Below are 14,470 nucleotides of genomic sequence, written 5' to 3'. Positions count from 1 at the left end.
AGACAGTGAGTCAATTTTTCCAGATCCACCCGGAAAACCCCCAGCCGCGCCTGATCAAACAGGCCGTCGAGATCATCCGTGGCGGTGGCGTGGTGATCTATCCCACCGATTCGTCCTATGCGATCGCCTGCCAGATGGGCGACAAGGCGGCGATCGAGCGGGTGCGCCGCTTGCGGCAACTGGACGACAAGCACAACTTCGCGCTGATCTGCAGCGACCTTTCGCAGTTGGGCCTGTTCGCCAAGATCGACACTGGCACCTTCCGCCTGCTCAAGGCCCATGTGCCGGGGCCCTATACCTTTATCCTCAATGCCACCCGGGAGGTGCCGCGCCTGCTGCTGCACCCCAAGCGCCGCACCATCGGCCTGCGGGTGCCGAGCAACCCGATTGCCCTGGCGCTGCTGGCCGAGCTGGGCGAACCGCTGATGAGTGTCAGCCTGATCATGCCCGGCGACACCGAGGCCCTGAGCGATCCCTATGAGATGCGCCAGTTGCTGGAGCATCAGGTGGACCTGATCATCGACGGCGGCTTCGGCAGCACCGAGTCGTCCACAGTGATCAGCCTGGCCGATGGCGAGCCGGAAGTGATCCGCGTCGGTTGTGGCGACCCTGCGCCGTTCATGGCCGAGGCCTAGATGTCCGCAGTAGAAACCGTCGACGAGCAGGCCGGTGCCCAACAGGAGCTGCCATTCGCCATGGTCTATGGCCAGGCGGTCATGGAAATGCCCCTGGACCTGTACATCCCCCCGGATGCCCTGGAGGTCTTCCTCGAAGCCTTCGAAGGCCCGCTGGACTTGCTGCTGTACCTGATCCGCAAGCAGAACATCAATATCCTCGACATCCCGGTGGCGGAAATCACCCGCCAGTACATGGGCTATGTGGAACTGATGCAGTCGGTGCGCCTGGAGCTGGCCGCCGAGTACCTGGTGATGGCGGCGATGCTGGCCGAGATCAAATCGCGAATGCTTTTGCCGCGTTCCGCCGAGGTCGAGGAAGAAGAGGACGACCCGCGGGCCGAGCTGATCCGCCGCCTGCAGGAATACGAGCGCTTCAAGGCCGCCGCTGAAGGCATCGACGGCCTGAGCCGGGTTGGCCGCGACGTGGTGGTGCCCAAGCTTGATGCGCCCGAGGCTCGGGTGCGCAAGCTGCTGCCGGATGTGGCCCTGGAAGAGTTGCTGATGTCCATGGCCGAGGTGCTGCGCCGTGGCGACATGTTCGAAAGCCACCAGGTCAGCCGCGAGGCCCTGTCTACCCGCGAGCGCATGAGCGATGTGCTGGAGCGGCTCAAGGGCGGCGGTTTCGTGCCCTTTGTCGAGCTGTTCACCGCCGAGGAAGGGCGCCTGGGGGTGGTGGTGACCTTCATGGCGATCCTCGAACTGGTCAAGGAATCCCTGGTCGAGCTGGTGCAGAATGAGCCCTTTGCGGCCATCCACGTACGGGCGCGAGCCGAATAACGAGCTTAAATCATGAACCTGAATGAACCCCGCGAGCTGGCCTCCCTGCTCGAAGCCTTTCTGTTGGCCTCGGGAAAACCCCAGTCCCTGGAACGCCTGTTCGAGCTCTTCGAAGAAGCCGAGCGGCCGGACCCGGCCGTCTTCAAGAAGGCCCTGGCCCTGCTGGGCAAATCCTGCGAGGGGCGGGCGTTCGAGCTCAAGGAAGTGGCTTCTGGCTATCGCTTGCAGATCCGCGAAAAGTTCGCGCCCTGGGTCGGCCGCCTGTGGGAGGAGCGCCCGCAGCGCTACTCCCGTGCCCTGCTGGAGACCATGGCCCTGATCGCTTACCGCCAGCCGATTACCCGGGGCGAGATCGAAGATGTGCGCGGCGTGGCGGTCAACAGCAACATCGTCAAGACCCTGCTGGAGCGCGAGTGGATTCGGGTGGTGGGCTACCGTGATGTGCCGGGCAAACCGGCGATGTTCGCCACCACCAAGGCCTTTCTCGACCATTTCAACCTGAAGAACCTCGACGACCTGCCGCCGTTGGCCGAACTGCGGGAGATTGAAGCCGAGCCAGTGCTGGAGTTCGATGACGCCCCCGTGCCCGAGCACTTGCAGCAACTGGCCGACGCCAGCGCGGAGCAGGAGGAGCCCAAGGAAGAAACCAGCTTCCATACCCTGTTGCTGGAGCTGGACTCCATGGAGGAGGGGATCAAGACCGACTTCGACGACCTGCATCGCGATGGCGCGGTTGAGCCTGGGAACTCGGAGCCGCTGTTCGATCACCCGGAGGTGCAAGCCGAGCCTGACATCCCTGGTGACGACTTGGATGACTCCCATGAGTTTGCGGTCGAGCCCGAAGCAGAGCCGCAGGGTGCAGCCGAGGACGATGTGCTGGGTGTCGCCGAGGCCCGGGCCAAATTGCTGGCCGCCGTGGCCGCGCTGGAGCCTTCGCCACCGCAATTGAGCGAAGAAGAAGCCGAAGCCCTGGCCCTGGCCGAAGCCATCGAGAACGAACGCCGTCTGCTGGACGACTGACCTTGCCGGCGAAGGCATCAGTCGGTGCGGCGCATGACGTGCCGGCCAGCCGGCTCCCACGGCGATGCCGGTCACCGGTTGGCGGAAAAAAGCCCGGGCGGCGACTTATCAACTAGTCTGTGATGCGCAATCGCCGCCATGAGCGTATGATTCGCGACCCTTTGGCGATCCCTTCGCCACAGAACCTGTTTTCACGTCTTCAGGCCGCTCTAGCCTGAAGCGCTACACCGGGAGGTGCCCAGATGAGCGATACCGATCAGAACGACCAGGAAATCCGTCCAGCCGGCGAGAAACTGCAGAAAGTCCTCGCCCGCATCGGCGTCGGCTCGCGCCGCGACGTCGAGGCCTGGATCAGCCAGGGCCGGATCAAGGTCAACGGCAAAGAGGCCACCCTGGGCCTGCGCGTCGACCTGCATGACGCCATTTCCATCGATGGCAAGGTGATCAAGCGCGAAGAGGCCGCCGAATCGGTGCGCCGCGTGATCATGTACAACAAGCCCGACGGCGAAATCTGCACCCGTGACGACCCGGAAGGCCGTCCGACCGTGTTCGACAAGCTGCCGCGTCCGCGGGAAGGCCGCTGGATCAACATCGGCCGCCTGGACATCAACACCACCGGCTTGCTGATGTTCACCACCGACGGTGAGCTGGCCAACCGCCTGATGCACCCGTCCTACGAGATGGACCGCGAGTACGCGGTGCGCGTGCGTGGTGAAGTCGACGACGAGATGATCGAGCGCCTCAAGGCCGGGGTCATGCTCGAAGACGGCCCGGCCAAGTTCACCGACATCCAGCAGGCGCCCGGTGGCGAAGGTTTCAACCACTGGTACCACTGCGTGGTGATGGAAGGTCGCAACCGTGAAGTGCGCCGCCTGTGGGAATCCCAGGGCCTGGTGGTCAGCCGCCTGAAGCGCGTGCGCTTCGGTCCGGTGTTCCTCAACTCCGACCTGCCCATGGGCCGCTGGCGCGAAATGAGCCAGTACGAAGTCGACGTGCTCAGTGCCGAAGTCGGCCTGACCCCGGTGGCCCTGCCGCAGCTCAACGCCAAGTCCAAGGACAAGCTGGAGCGCATGCAGCGCAAATCCTCGCGTCCGGTGGGCAAGAGCGAGCGCGTGCGCACCCTGCGTCCGGCCACCGGCGCACCGGCCAGCCCGCGTGCTTCCCGCGAGCCGCAGATCGAAGGCGAGCGCCCAGGGCGCAAGCCGGCGGCCCGTCAGGATGGTGAGCGCGCGCCACGTCCGGCCAGCGGTCGGGGCACGCCGGTAGCCGAGCGTCCGGCGGACACCAAGCGTCCGGCCAAACCGGCACCGAAGTCCAAGCGTCCAAGCCCGGTGCTGGACAAGGACGCGCCGTCCGGCAAGCGTCGTGGCGCCCCGGCCGGTGCCGGCCAGCGTCCCGGCTTCGGTCGTCGCAAGCCGGAGTAAGCGTCGGCCAGCCGACAACAACGCCAACCCTCGGGTTGGCGTTTTTTTTGCCCGGTGCTTGGTGGGCGCCGGCTTGCCGGCGAACAGGCTCTCAAGTCCTGGGCCTGGGGCATGATCGTCTTCGCTGAAAAGCCAGCGTCTACCCACCAGCCTGCGGCTGCGCTAGAAGGCGAACTGGCCGTCGAACACCGGCTTGTTGTCCACCGCCAGCACCCCTGAGCTGAAGATCAGATCCAGGTGGTGGCTGCCCTTGGCGCCGCCTCCCAGCCCCAGGTGCAGGCCGCAGTGGCGCTCCTCGAAGCCGGAATTGCGCCCGTAGAGGGACCTGATGCCTTCGTTGGTGCCGATGCCCAGCTCCTCGATGCGCCGGTTGGACGGGTTGGCATCCAGGTATTTGTTGAAGTCGTTGGCCAGCCCGGGTACCTCGGTGGCGACCCTGGTGATGCTGGAGTTCTCGATCCACAGCTCCAGCGGTGCTTGCAGTACCCCGTATTTACGGGCGAAGGGGATGGTGCCGAGGAAGGTGCCGAGAAACTTCACATGACCGTTGATGGCCTCGCTGTGGGTGGCGATTTCCCCGGGTGCCAGGTCGTAGTTGCCGACGCCGTTGATGTCGGTCCATTTCTTCACGTTGCTCAGGGGTGTCTCGAAATATGAGCCCTGGGGGTCGCTGAAGCTCAGGGTCGAAGCCTGGGACAGGCGGCGGATCAAGGTGGCATTGAGGTCGGCGATACGCTGCGGCTCGACGCTGAAGGTGTCGTAGAAGTACTCGCCGTAATCCTTGAACAGCAGCGACTTCTTCCAGTGCTCGGCCATCAGTCCGTGCAGCGGGCGGAGGAACTCCGGACCATCGGGGCGGGGCTGGGCCAGGGTCGAGGAGTCGTAGAAAAAAATGTACAGGTCGCAGTCGATGATCGCCCGGGCCAGGCGTTCGGCCGGCTCCAGGTCCAGGCACAGGGCGCTGAGCGTCAGCGGCGTGGCCTGGCGCGCCTGTTCGAGGATGGCACTGACCATGGCCTGGTAGTCGGCGGTGTGGCCGAGCACCACTTTCTGCGGTCGGGCGTTGCTCAGGGCCGGGTGGCGTTCGAGGTAGTACAGGAAATGGCGGATGGCGCGGGTCTGGTCCATAAAACCTCCCTGGAGGACAAAGGTGACCGGGGCAGGCGCAAGGCCTGCTCCGGTCCGGGCGCCTTACATTGGCCACATCGCCGTGCCGAACGGCACCACGGCGTCGGCCTGCATCATTTCCACGGCTGCATCATGAGTGGCCGCTTCGAACCACTCGTCCAGTTGCAGTTCGGTTTCCAGGTCTTGTTCCAGTGTTTGCATGGTGACTCTCCTAGATGACATAGCGCATAGCAGTCCATTGGCAGAGCGGATCAACAGCGGTGAACGAGATGCTTGCACAGGCTGCGCAGCCGCTCCTCGTACCTGTCGGACGAGGCATCCGGCAAGTGGCTGGAAACCTAGTTCAGGGCATTTTGAAGTGCAAAAAAATATTTAGATTATTTTCTACTGAACTTCATTTTCTATTTTTGTGCGAGCTATTTATCGCCTGAAAACAAAAAGCTAAAGCACTCCCGGCGGCGCCGCGGTCGGCGCGTCAATTTGCAGTCGCCGGGACGGATGATCTGTCTTGGCAAGTTAACGTTACGCGCTGTAAAGAAAAAATGACGAAATGTTGCGTGTTGCGCCCTGAAACGGCACGGGTCGTGGCGCTGTAAGGAAAAGCTGCCGGCGGACCGTGAGCCATCTGCTTGCCGAGGCTCTGGCCCGCTTGTTCCGGAGCGCCAAGGCGGGTGAGATGCACACCTGCCTGCGTACAGGTGCATAACAAGAAGGAGGCGCAATGAACGCCGTAACCGACTTTCACCGACACCCTTCGAAGGGCGATGGTCATCGCACCTTCATCGACGACCCCACGCGGTCCGTCCAATGTTCCGCCGCCGATGTCGAGCATCGAGCAGGCCCCGCAAGATCCCGGTTACCGGCACGCTGATACAGCGGTGTCTGGCGGCAGGGGGTCAGGGGTGTACAATGCGCGGCGTTTTAACTGTGACCCAACTGCGTACCCGCGCATTTTGCGTCTGCGTCGCGCGTTTCAGCCTGCCCCGAGGGCGCTGGGAGCCGCGCTGCCGGGCCAATAAACTCAAGGTTATCCACCTTGTTCACTCCGCCGCGTCACGAGCGTGGTGGGTTCGATTTCGTCACAGATAAAAACAAACAGGTGACGCATGACCGTTAGAAAAACGCTGAATTTCGGGTGCCTGCGCTGGGGTTTGCTCCGCGCCGCTTAAGCCTCATCGGGCGGCAACGTCTTGCAAACATCATCAAACCTTGCGTGAGAACCTTTTCATGAGTGGACAAAACTCGCATTCGGGCGAGCTGAAACGCGGCCTGAAAAATCGCCATATTCAACTGATCGCCCTGGGCGGCGCGATCGGCACCGGTTTGTTCCTGGGCTCGGCCGGGGTACTCAAATCCGCTGGCCCATCGATGATCCTCGGCTACGCCATCTGCGGTTTCATCGCCTTCATGATCATGCGCCAGCTGGGCGAGATGATCGTCGAAGAGCCGGTGGCCGGTTCCTTCAGCCACTTCGCCCACAAGTACTGGGGCGGCTTCGCCGGTTTCCTCTCCGGCTGGAACTGCTGGATTCTCTACATCCTGGTGGGCATGTCGGAGCTGACCGCGGTAGGCAAGTATGTGCACTACTGGTGGCCGGACGTCCCGACCTGGGCCTCGGCGGCGGTGTTCTTCGTGATGATCAACGCCATCAACCTGGCGAACGTCAAGGTCTTCGGCGAGGCCGAGTTCTGGTTCGCCATCATCAAGGTGGTGGCCATCGTCGGCATGATCGCCCTGGGCAGCTACCTTTTGGTCAGCGGCCATGGCGGCCCGCAGGCCTCGGTGAGCAACCTCTGGTCCCACGGCGGCTTCTTCCCCAATGGCGTCAGCGGCCTGGTGATGGCCATGGCGATCATCATGTTCTCCTTCGGCGGCCTGGAAATGCTCGGTTTCACCGCAGCTGAAGCCGACAAGCCGAAGACCGTGATCCCCAAGGCAATCAATCAGGTGATCTACCGCATCCTGATTTTCTACATCGGCGCCCTGGTGGTGCTGCTGTCGCTGACCCCATGGGACACCCTGCTGGTGACCTTGAACGCTTCCGGCGATGCCTACAGCGGCAGCCCGTTCGTCCAGGTGTTCTCGATGCTGGGCAGCAACACTGCGGCGCACATCCTCAACTTCGTGGTCCTGACCGCGGCGCTGTCGGTGTACAACAGCGGCACCTATTGCAACAGCCGCATGCTGCTGGGCATGGCGGAGCAGGGGGATGCGCCGAAAGTCCTGGCCAAGATCGACAAGCGCGGTGTGCCGGTGATGTCGATCCTCGCCTCGGCGGTGGTGACCTTCGTTGCCGTGGTGCTCAACTACCTGATCCCGCAGCATGCACTGGAACTGCTGATGTCCCTGGTGGTGGCGACCCTGGTGATCAACTGGGCGATGATCAGCTACTCGCACTTCAAGTTCCGCCAGCACATGAACCGCACCGGCCAGACCTCGCTGTTCAAGGCCCTGTGGTACCCCTATGGCAACTACGTCTGCCTGGCATTCGTGGTGTTCATCCTCGGCATCATGCTGATGATCCCGGGCATCCAGATCTCGGTGTACGCGATCCCGGTGTGGGTGGTGTTCATGTGGGTCTGCTACCTGATCAAGAACAAGCGCAGTGCCCAGCAACCGCTGCAGGCGGCCAGTGCTTCGCTGAAGTAAGCGTGGCCCCGGCAAGGACTAACCCGGCTCCGGCCGGGTTTTTCATGCCTGTGATTCTTGTGCGGGCTTGGATTGCTTGCGCCGGCAGGCCGCCTGCAAGTGTGTGCTGGGCGGCGAAGAGGCCCGCCGGAGCCCGGGTAATGGGGGTATCCTGTGGGCCCTGAAAACGGATTCCTGTTCCATGCTGGTGATTTCCAACAATGTGCATCTGCCGGATGCCGAGATCGAGCTGACCGCCATCCGCGCCCAGGGCGCGGGAGGGCAGAACGTCAATAAAGTGTCCAGCGCGGTGCATTTGCGCTTCGACATTCCGGCCTCGTCCTTGCCGCCCTTCTACAAGGAGCGCCTGCTGGCGCTGCGCGACAGTCGCATCACCAGTGACGGCGTGATCGTTCTCAAGGCCCAGCAGTACCGCACTCAGGAGCAGAATCGTGCCGATGCCCTTGAGCGCCTCACCGAGCTGATCCTCAGTGCCGTCAAGGTGGAAAAGAAACGCCGTCCCACCAAACCGACCCTGGGTTCGAAGAAACGCCGTCTGGAGAGCAAGGCCAAGCGCGGCAACATCAAGGCCGGTCGCGGCAAGGTGGACTTCTAGCCGAGTGCGCGTTCCTTGCGCTGCCGGGGTGCCTGACGGTACAGGCACAGGCTGAGTACCAGGCCGCAGCAAGCGGCGATGGCGGCGAACAGGAAGATCGAGGCAAAGCCGAAACCCGCGGCAATCGCCCCGGCCAGGGGGCCGGTGATGCCCAGCGACAGGTCGATGAACAGCGAATAGGCGCCCACCGCGGCACCTCGGCTGGAGGCCGGCACCAGGTTCACCGCCTCTACCCCCAGGGCCGGGAACACCAGGGAGAAGCCGAAGCCGCTCAAGGCCGCGCCGGCCAGGGCCCAGTTGGCGTCCGGAGCCTGCCACAGCAGCAACAGGCCGAGGGTTTCCACCGACAGGCAGGCGATCGCCACGCGAAAGCCGCCCAGGCGGTTGATCAGGTTGCCGAACAGCAAGCGGGCACCGATGAAGCTGGCGCCGAACAGGCTCAGGCACAGCACCGCGTTGGCCCAATGCTGAGTGGCGTAATACAGGGTGATGAACGTGGCGATGGTGCCAAAGCCGATGGAGCCCAGGGCCAGGCCGCAGCCGTGGGGGAAGACCTTGCCCAGCACATGGATGAATGGCAGGCGTTCGCCGGCGACGATGGGGGCGGCGACTTTCGGCCAGGCCAGCAGCAGGCCGAGCACGGCCAGCAGGATGATGCTCGAGCCCATGCTCCACAAGCCGAGATGATCGACCAGCCACGCGCCCAGGGGCGCGCCAATGGCCAGGGCACCGTAGCTGGCGATGCCGTTCCAGGAGATCACCTTGGCGGTGTTGGCCGCGCCGACTCGCCCGATGCCCCAGCCAATCGAACCCGAGCCCACCAGGCTTTCCGCGCTGCCCAGCACCAGGCGGCCGGTCAGCAGGCTGATCAGGCTCAGGGTCGGCAGATGTTGCAGCCAGGCCGAAAGCAGCATGAACACACCGCTCAGTCCGCAGCCGGCCAGACCGTACATCACCGCGCGCTTGCTACCCAGGTTGTCGATGATGCGTCCTGCGTAGGGGCGGCTGAGCAGGGTGGCCAGGTACTGCACGCTGATCACCAGGCCGGCGATCACCGCGCCAAAACCCAGGTCGCTGTGCACATAGCCCGGCAGCACCGCCAAGGGAATGCCGATGTTCAGGTAGCCGATAAAGGTGAACAGGACGATGGAGACGACTTGCAGCGTGACCGCCAAGGGGCGCTGGGAATCTGGCATGGGGATGGGTCCACGGCGACAGCTAAATAGATAGGCTGCTTATGATACCGATGTGGACGCTGATGCAGGGGGAGAATTCGACGCGTTGTTCAGATCTTTCGGGTCAGGGTGTTGACTCAGGCGTCTTGGTCTTGCAGCAGGTGAGTGGTGACCAGGGCGGCGATGGCGTTTTCCTGGGTGCCGAAGCGGGCCAGCAGGGCGGCCTGTTTCTGCGCGCTGAGGCGGTTCCACACCTCGATCATTTTTTCCGCGGTGCCGATCAGTACGCTGGCCTGGGTTTCGCTGAAGGAGTCGGTCATGGTCGGGTGAGGCTCGGAGGGAGGTTTCAGGCGGTGTGGAAAGCGCTTGAGTAGCGCTTTCCACACGGTCTGGTTACAGCACTTTTCAGTCTTCGCTGTCGGCCTTGCGGCGGTCGGCGGCTTCTTGCACTACAGGCTTTTCAGCACTGGCTTGGGGCGGGGTGGTCTGCTCAGTTTCGTGCAGGCTTGGGAAGGGGAGATTCGGGATCTCATGCATGTCGTTGCTCCTCGCAAAGTCTGTTTTTTAAATCGCTGGGTAGGTCCGCGCTTTTAAAAAGCCTGGGCAGGATACAGCACTGGAAATGACAAAAAGATTTTTATCGCGATTTTTTGGGATGAAAGGATCAGGGCCGCGCCGCAAGTGCCTTGCCGAGGTGGGCGTCCTTTAGACGCCCGCCTCGGCAAACACATGTTTCAGACGACCCGGGCGATGGCCTCGGCCAGCAGGTCCAGGCGGGTGGCGTCGATCCCGGCCACGTTGGCACGGCCGGAGCTGACCATGTACACGCTGTGCTGCTCACGCAGCGCCTGCACCTGAGCCGGGCTCAGGCCGGTGTAGGAGAACATCCCGCGTTGCACACCGATATGGGCGAAGCGCTCGGCCAGGCCATGGGGTTGCAAGGCCTCCACCAGGCCGGCGCGCAGTTGCGCGATGCGCTGGCGCATGGCTTCCACTTCGTCGATCCAGAGGCGCTTGAGTTCGGCATCGCCAAGGATGGTGGCGACCACTGCAGCGCCGTGATCCGGTGGTGTGGACCACAGGTTGCGGGCGATGTGGGCCAGTTGGCTGCGCACGTCCAGCAGTTTTTCGCCGTCCTGAGCGCAAACGATCAGGGCGCCGGTGCGGTCGCGGTACAGGCCGAAGTTCTTCGAGCAGGAGCTGGTGATCAGCACTTCCGGCAGTTCGGCGGCGAACAGCCGCACCGCCCAGGCATCCTGCTCCAGGCCATCGCCAAAGCCCTGGTAGGCGAAGTCGATCAGTGGCAGCAGCTTGCGGCTGCGCACCACCTCCAGTACCCGTTGCCAGTCGGCGTGGCTGAGGTCGAAGCCGGTCGGGTTGTGGCAGCAGGCGTGCAGCAGCACCACATCGCCCTCGGGCACCCGGTTCAGGGTCGCCAGCATGGCCTCGACGTCCAGGCGGTTGTCGCTGCCCACGTAAGGGTAGTGACTGACCTTGACTCCGGCGGCGGCGAAGATGGTTTCGTGGATCGGCCAGGTCGGATCGCTCAGCCACACGCCACGGTCCGGCAGGCAGTGGGCGATGAAGTCGGCGCTCAGGCGCAGGGCGCCAGTGCCGCCCGGGGTCTGGGTGGCACCGACGCGCTGGCTGGCGATCAGCGCAGAGTCGCTGCCCAGCACCAGTTCATTGATCACCTTGCCGAAGGCCGCGTCGCCGTGGCCGCCGATGTAGATCTTGGTGTCCTGGCGATCCACCAGGCGCTGCTCGGCCAGCTTCACCGAACGCGGAATCGGAGTCAGGCCCTGGGCGTCTTTGTAGACCCCCACGCCGAGGTCGAACTTGTTCGGATTGGGATCGCTGGCGTAGGCCCCCATCAGGCCGAGAATCGGGTCGCCGGGTACCCGGCCGATGGCGTCGAAATGCATTACTTGCGTCCTTCTGCGGTCTTGGCCACTTCGTCGGTGCGGGCGGCCATGATGAAGTCGTTGCGGTGCAGGCCCTTGATCGAGTGGCTCCACCAGGTCACGGTGACCTTGCCCCACTCGGTGAGCAGGCCCGGGTGATGACCTTCGGCTTCGGAGATCTCGCCCATGGCGTTGGTGAAGGCCAGGGCGAACTTGAAGTTCTTGAACAGGAAGACTTTTTCCAGCTGCATCACGCCGTCGCGAACTTCGATGTTCCAGTCAGGGATCTGCTTGATCAGTACCGGCAGTTCTTCGTCGCTGACTTGTGGAGCATCGGCGCGGCAGGCTTCGCAATGGGCTTGGTTCAGAGCGGTCATGGTGTGTTCCTGAGTTCGATTCTTGTTGGAAGTTACTATCTTTCGCAGCGGCTCGCGAGTGCGAACCGCTCAGGCCGCCTTGGGTTTTGGCGGGAACTTGGGCGCGTGCAGGCCCAGCTGCATGCCTTGGTGGACCAGGGCCATGATGTCTTCATGGGCCAGGTCGAACAGGCGCTTGAGGTTGGGCAGGACGAAATAGATCGGTTGCAGGATGTCGATGCGATACGGCGTGCGCATGGCTTCCAGCGGGTCGAAGGCCTGGTGTTCCGGGGCTTCGGAGAGGCTGTATACGGTTTCCTTGGGCGAGGAGAGGATGCCACCGCCATAGATGCGTCGCCCGGCCGGGGTTTCTACCAGGCCGAACTCGATGGTCATCCAGTACAGGCGCGCCAGGTATACCCGCTCTTCCTTGGTGGCTTGCAGGCCGAGCTTGCCGTAGGTGTGGGTGAATTCGGCGAACCAGGGGTTGGTCAACAGCGGGCAGTGGCCGAAGATCTCGTGGAAGATGTCCGGCTCCTGCAGGTAGTCCAGCTCTTCTGGGGTGCGAATGAAGGTCGCCACCGGGAAACGCTTGCTGGCCAGCAGTTCGAAAAAGGTCTGAAAGGGAATCAGCGCCGGCACCCGGGCCACTTGCCAGCCGGTGGTTTCGCCGAGGACCTTGTTGATTTCGCTCAACTGCGGGATGCGATCGTGGGGCAGTCCGAGTTTCTCGATGCCATCCAGATACTCCTGGCACGCACGACCCTCGATGACTTTTAGCTGACGCGTGATCAGGGTGTTCCACACCGCGTGTTCTTCGGGTGGATAGTCGATAAAACCTTGCGCGTCGGGCTCGCGGGCCACGTACTGCGTCTGCTTCATGCTGCTCTCCTGCCAGGGGATGCGTTCTTGTTATGTGTGACCCCAGTCTTACCCGAGGGTGCGACGCTTTGCAGCAGGCGTTCGGTGGGCGTGAGGGGCTATTGGGTGCCTATTTGTAAAGTAATCGTTACGAATTTGCCTGGGTGGCCGCCGTGTTGTGGGTTTTCAGCTTTGAAAAAGCCCTCTGCTGTCACATAATCTTGACGATTATCTGCGTCACCCTGCAGAAAGTTTGCCAAGGTCGGTGTCAAAAACGTCGGTTTTTGGCGTTTATGCCCTTTATCATCAGCTCCGGGCCTCCTTTTATGCGTATCAAAGTTCACTGCCAGAACCGCATCGGCATCCTGCGCGACATTCTCAATCTGCTGGTGGAGTACGGGATCAACGTGGCCCGTGGCGAAGTGGGGGGCGAGCATGGCAACGCCATCTACCTGCACTGCCCGAACCTGATCAATCTGCAGTTCCAGGCGCTGCGCCCCAAGTTCGAATCCATCGCCGGGGTCTTCGGTGTCAAGCGTGTCGGGCTGATGCCCAGCGAGCGTCGGCATATGGAGCTCAATGCGCTGCTGGGGGCGCTGGAGTTCCCGGTGTTGTCCATCGATATGGGCGGCTCCATCGTTGCCGCCAACCGGGCGGCGGCGCAGTTGCTGGGGGTGCGGGTGGATGAGGTGCCGGGCATTCCCCTGTCGCGCTATGCCGAGGACTTCGACTTGCCGGAACTGGTACGGGCCAACCAGTCGCGGATCAACGGGCTGCGGGTCAAGGTCAAGGGCGATGTGTTCCTGGCGGACATCGCCCCGCTGCAATCCGAGCACGACGACAGCGAGGCCATGGCCGGCGCGGTATTGACCTTGCATCGGGCGGATCGGGTCGGTGAGCGCATCTACAACGTGCGCAAGCAGGAGTTGCGCGGTTTTGACAGTATTTTCCAGAGTTCGAAAGTCATGGCGGCGGTGGTGCGTGAGGCTCGGCGCATGGCGCCGCTGGATGCGCCGCTGTTGATCGAGGGCGAAACCGGCACCGGCAAGGAGCTGCTGGCCCGCGCCTGCCACCTGGCCAGCCCGCGGGGGCAATCGCCACTGATGGCCCTGAACTGCGCCGGGTTGCCGGAATCCATGGCTGAAACCGAGCTGTTCGGCTATGGCCCCGGGGCCTTCGAAGGGGCTCGGGCCGAGGGCAAGCTGGGACTGTTGGAATTGACCGCCGGAGGCACCCTGTTTCTCGATGGCGTGGGGGAGATGAGCCCGCGTCTGCAGGTCAAGTTGCTGCGTTTTCTGCAGGATGGCTGCTTCCGGCGGGTGGGCAGTGATGAAGAGGTGTATCTGGATGTGCGGGTAATTTGCGCGACCCAGGTCGACCTGTCGGAGCTCTGTGCCCGGGGCGAGTTTCGCCAGGACCTCTATCACCGGCTGAATGTGCTGTCGCTGCACATACCGCCCCTGCGCGAATGCCTCGATGGCCTGACCCCGCTGGTGGAGCATTTTCTCGATCAGGCCAGCCGGCAGATTGGCTGCCCGCTGCCGCGACTGGCACCGGCGGCCATGGACCGCCTGAGTCACTACCACTGGCCGGGCAACGTCCGGCAGTTGGAGAACGTGTTGTTCCAGGCGGTCTCGTTGTGTGATGGCGGCATGGTCAAGGCCGAGCACATCCGCTTGCCGGACTACGGTGCCCGTCAGCCCCTGGGGGATTTCTCCCTGGAGGGCGGCCTGGAACAGATCGTCGGGCGCTTTGAGAAGGCTGTGCTGGAAAGCCTGTATGCCGAGCATCCCAGCAGTCGGCAGTTGGGCAAGCGTCTGGGGGTGTCCCATACCACCATTGCCAACAAGTTGCGCCAGTACGAGGTCGGCAAGGAATCTCCGGAATAAAAAAGCCCCGCTTAT

At 63.0% G+C, this 14,470-nt stretch carries 16 protein-coding genes; 7 read left to right on the top strand and 9 right to left on the bottom strand.

Annotated features, from left to right (window positions below; all coding sequences use genetic code 11):
- Positions 1-5: 5 nt before the first annotated feature.
- From L1O02_RS22805 to rluB, 4 genes are all read left to right on the top strand, one after another.
- Positions 6-635: an L-threonylcarbamoyladenylate synthase gene (locus L1O02_RS22805; RefSeq protein WP_060841894.1), complete on the top strand. Its 630-nt coding sequence runs from the start codon at positions 6-8 to the stop codon at positions 633-635.
- A 120-nt stretch (positions 636-755) separates the two neighbouring features.
- The gene (locus L1O02_RS22800; RefSeq protein WP_173655933.1) at positions 756-1,454 is read left to right on the top strand and encodes a ScpA family protein; all 699 of its coding nucleotides are present in this window, start codon (positions 756-758) and stop codon (positions 1,452-1,454) included.
- A gap of 12 nt (positions 1,455-1,466) precedes the next feature.
- Positions 1,467-2,474 (top strand): SMC-Scp complex subunit ScpB, encoded by a 1,008-nt coding sequence (gene scpB / locus L1O02_RS22795; protein ID WP_060838106.1) that lies wholly within the window; start codon positions 1,467-1,469, stop codon positions 2,472-2,474.
- Between the two features lie 242 nt (positions 2,475-2,716).
- Complete coding sequence (gene rluB / locus L1O02_RS22790; RefSeq protein WP_235758749.1) at positions 2,717-3,898, top strand: 23S rRNA pseudouridine(2605) synthase RluB; 1,182 nt, start codon at positions 2,717-2,719, stop codon at positions 3,896-3,898.
- Between the two features lie 162 nt (positions 3,899-4,060).
- Here the strand turns inward: rluB and L1O02_RS22785 are convergent, their stop codons facing one another.
- The 3 genes from L1O02_RS22785 to L1O02_RS22775 all read right to left on the bottom strand — a co-directional run bounded on the left by L1O02_RS22785 (position 4,061) and on the right by L1O02_RS22775 (position 5,858).
- Positions 4,061-5,026 (bottom strand): leucyl aminopeptidase, encoded by a 966-nt coding sequence (locus L1O02_RS22785; protein WP_235758747.1) that lies wholly within the window; start codon positions 5,024-5,026, stop codon positions 4,061-4,063.
- A 63-nt stretch (positions 5,027-5,089) separates the two neighbouring features.
- On the bottom strand, positions 5,090-5,227 hold the full coding sequence (locus L1O02_RS22780) for a hypothetical protein (protein ID WP_016964425.1): 138 nt from the start codon (positions 5,225-5,227) through the stop codon (positions 5,090-5,092).
- A gap of 274 nt (positions 5,228-5,501) precedes the next feature.
- Positions 5,502-5,858, bottom strand: a complete 357-nt coding sequence (locus tag L1O02_RS22775; protein ID WP_235758745.1) for a hypothetical protein — start codon at positions 5,856-5,858, stop codon at positions 5,502-5,504.
- 395 nt (positions 5,859-6,253) lie between these two features.
- On the opposite strand from L1O02_RS22775, the gene L1O02_RS22770 reads away from it, so the two are divergent.
- Both L1O02_RS22770 and arfB read left to right on the top strand, forming a co-directional pair.
- On the top strand, positions 6,254-7,675 hold the full coding sequence (locus tag L1O02_RS22770; RefSeq protein ID WP_060838109.1) for an amino acid permease: 1,422 nt from the start codon (positions 6,254-6,256) through the stop codon (positions 7,673-7,675).
- 181 nt (positions 7,676-7,856) lie between these two features.
- On the top strand, positions 7,857-8,270 hold the full coding sequence (gene arfB / locus L1O02_RS22765) for an alternative ribosome rescue aminoacyl-tRNA hydrolase ArfB (RefSeq protein ID WP_060838110.1): 414 nt from the start codon (positions 7,857-7,859) through the stop codon (positions 8,268-8,270).
- Here the strand turns inward: arfB and L1O02_RS22760 are convergent.
- The 6 genes from L1O02_RS22760 to phhA all read right to left on the bottom strand — a co-directional run bounded on the left by L1O02_RS22760 (position 8,267) and on the right by phhA (position 12,587).
- The gene (locus tag L1O02_RS22760; protein WP_060838111.1) at positions 8,267-9,466 is read right to left on the bottom strand and encodes an MFS transporter; all 1,200 of its coding nucleotides are present in this window, start codon (positions 9,464-9,466) and stop codon (positions 8,267-8,269) included. The genes arfB and L1O02_RS22760 overlap by 4 nt on opposite strands.
- Before the next feature lie 116 nt (positions 9,467-9,582).
- Positions 9,583-9,765, bottom strand: a complete 183-nt coding sequence (locus tag L1O02_RS22755; protein WP_060838112.1) for a hypothetical protein — start codon at positions 9,763-9,765, stop codon at positions 9,583-9,585.
- Between the two features lie 85 nt (positions 9,766-9,850).
- Entirely contained in the window at positions 9,851-9,982 is a 132-nt protein-coding gene (locus tag L1O02_RS31135; protein ID WP_256596728.1) for a hypothetical protein, read from the bottom strand.
- Between the two features lie 197 nt (positions 9,983-10,179).
- Positions 10,180-11,370, bottom strand: coding sequence for an amino acid aminotransferase (locus L1O02_RS22750; RefSeq protein WP_108544761.1), 1,191 nt, complete (start codon positions 11,368-11,370; stop codon positions 10,180-10,182).
- Positions 11,370-11,726, bottom strand: a complete 357-nt coding sequence (locus L1O02_RS22745) for a 4a-hydroxytetrahydrobiopterin dehydratase (protein ID WP_007930096.1) — start codon at positions 11,724-11,726, stop codon at positions 11,370-11,372. The genes L1O02_RS22750 and L1O02_RS22745 overlap by 1 nt, the downstream gene beginning before the upstream one ends.
- Positions 11,727-11,795: 69 nt before the next feature.
- On the bottom strand, positions 11,796-12,587 hold the full coding sequence (phhA, locus tag L1O02_RS22740) for a phenylalanine 4-monooxygenase (protein ID WP_060838114.1): 792 nt from the start codon (positions 12,585-12,587) through the stop codon (positions 11,796-11,798).
- A gap of 305 nt (positions 12,588-12,892) precedes the next feature.
- Between phhA and L1O02_RS22735 the strand changes: the two genes are divergently transcribed.
- Entirely contained in the window at positions 12,893-14,455 is a 1,563-nt protein-coding gene (locus L1O02_RS22735; RefSeq protein WP_108544762.1) for a sigma-54-dependent transcriptional regulator, read from the top strand.
- Positions 14,456-14,470 lie beyond the last annotated feature (15 nt).

It is taken from the genome of Pseudomonas sp. BC42 (assembly GCF_021560055.1).
Lineage (GTDB): Bacteria > Pseudomonadota > Gammaproteobacteria > Pseudomonadales > Pseudomonadaceae > Aquipseudomonas.
Note: the sequence above shows the minus strand (reverse complement) of the source record. Positions and strands in the feature narration are given on the sequence as shown.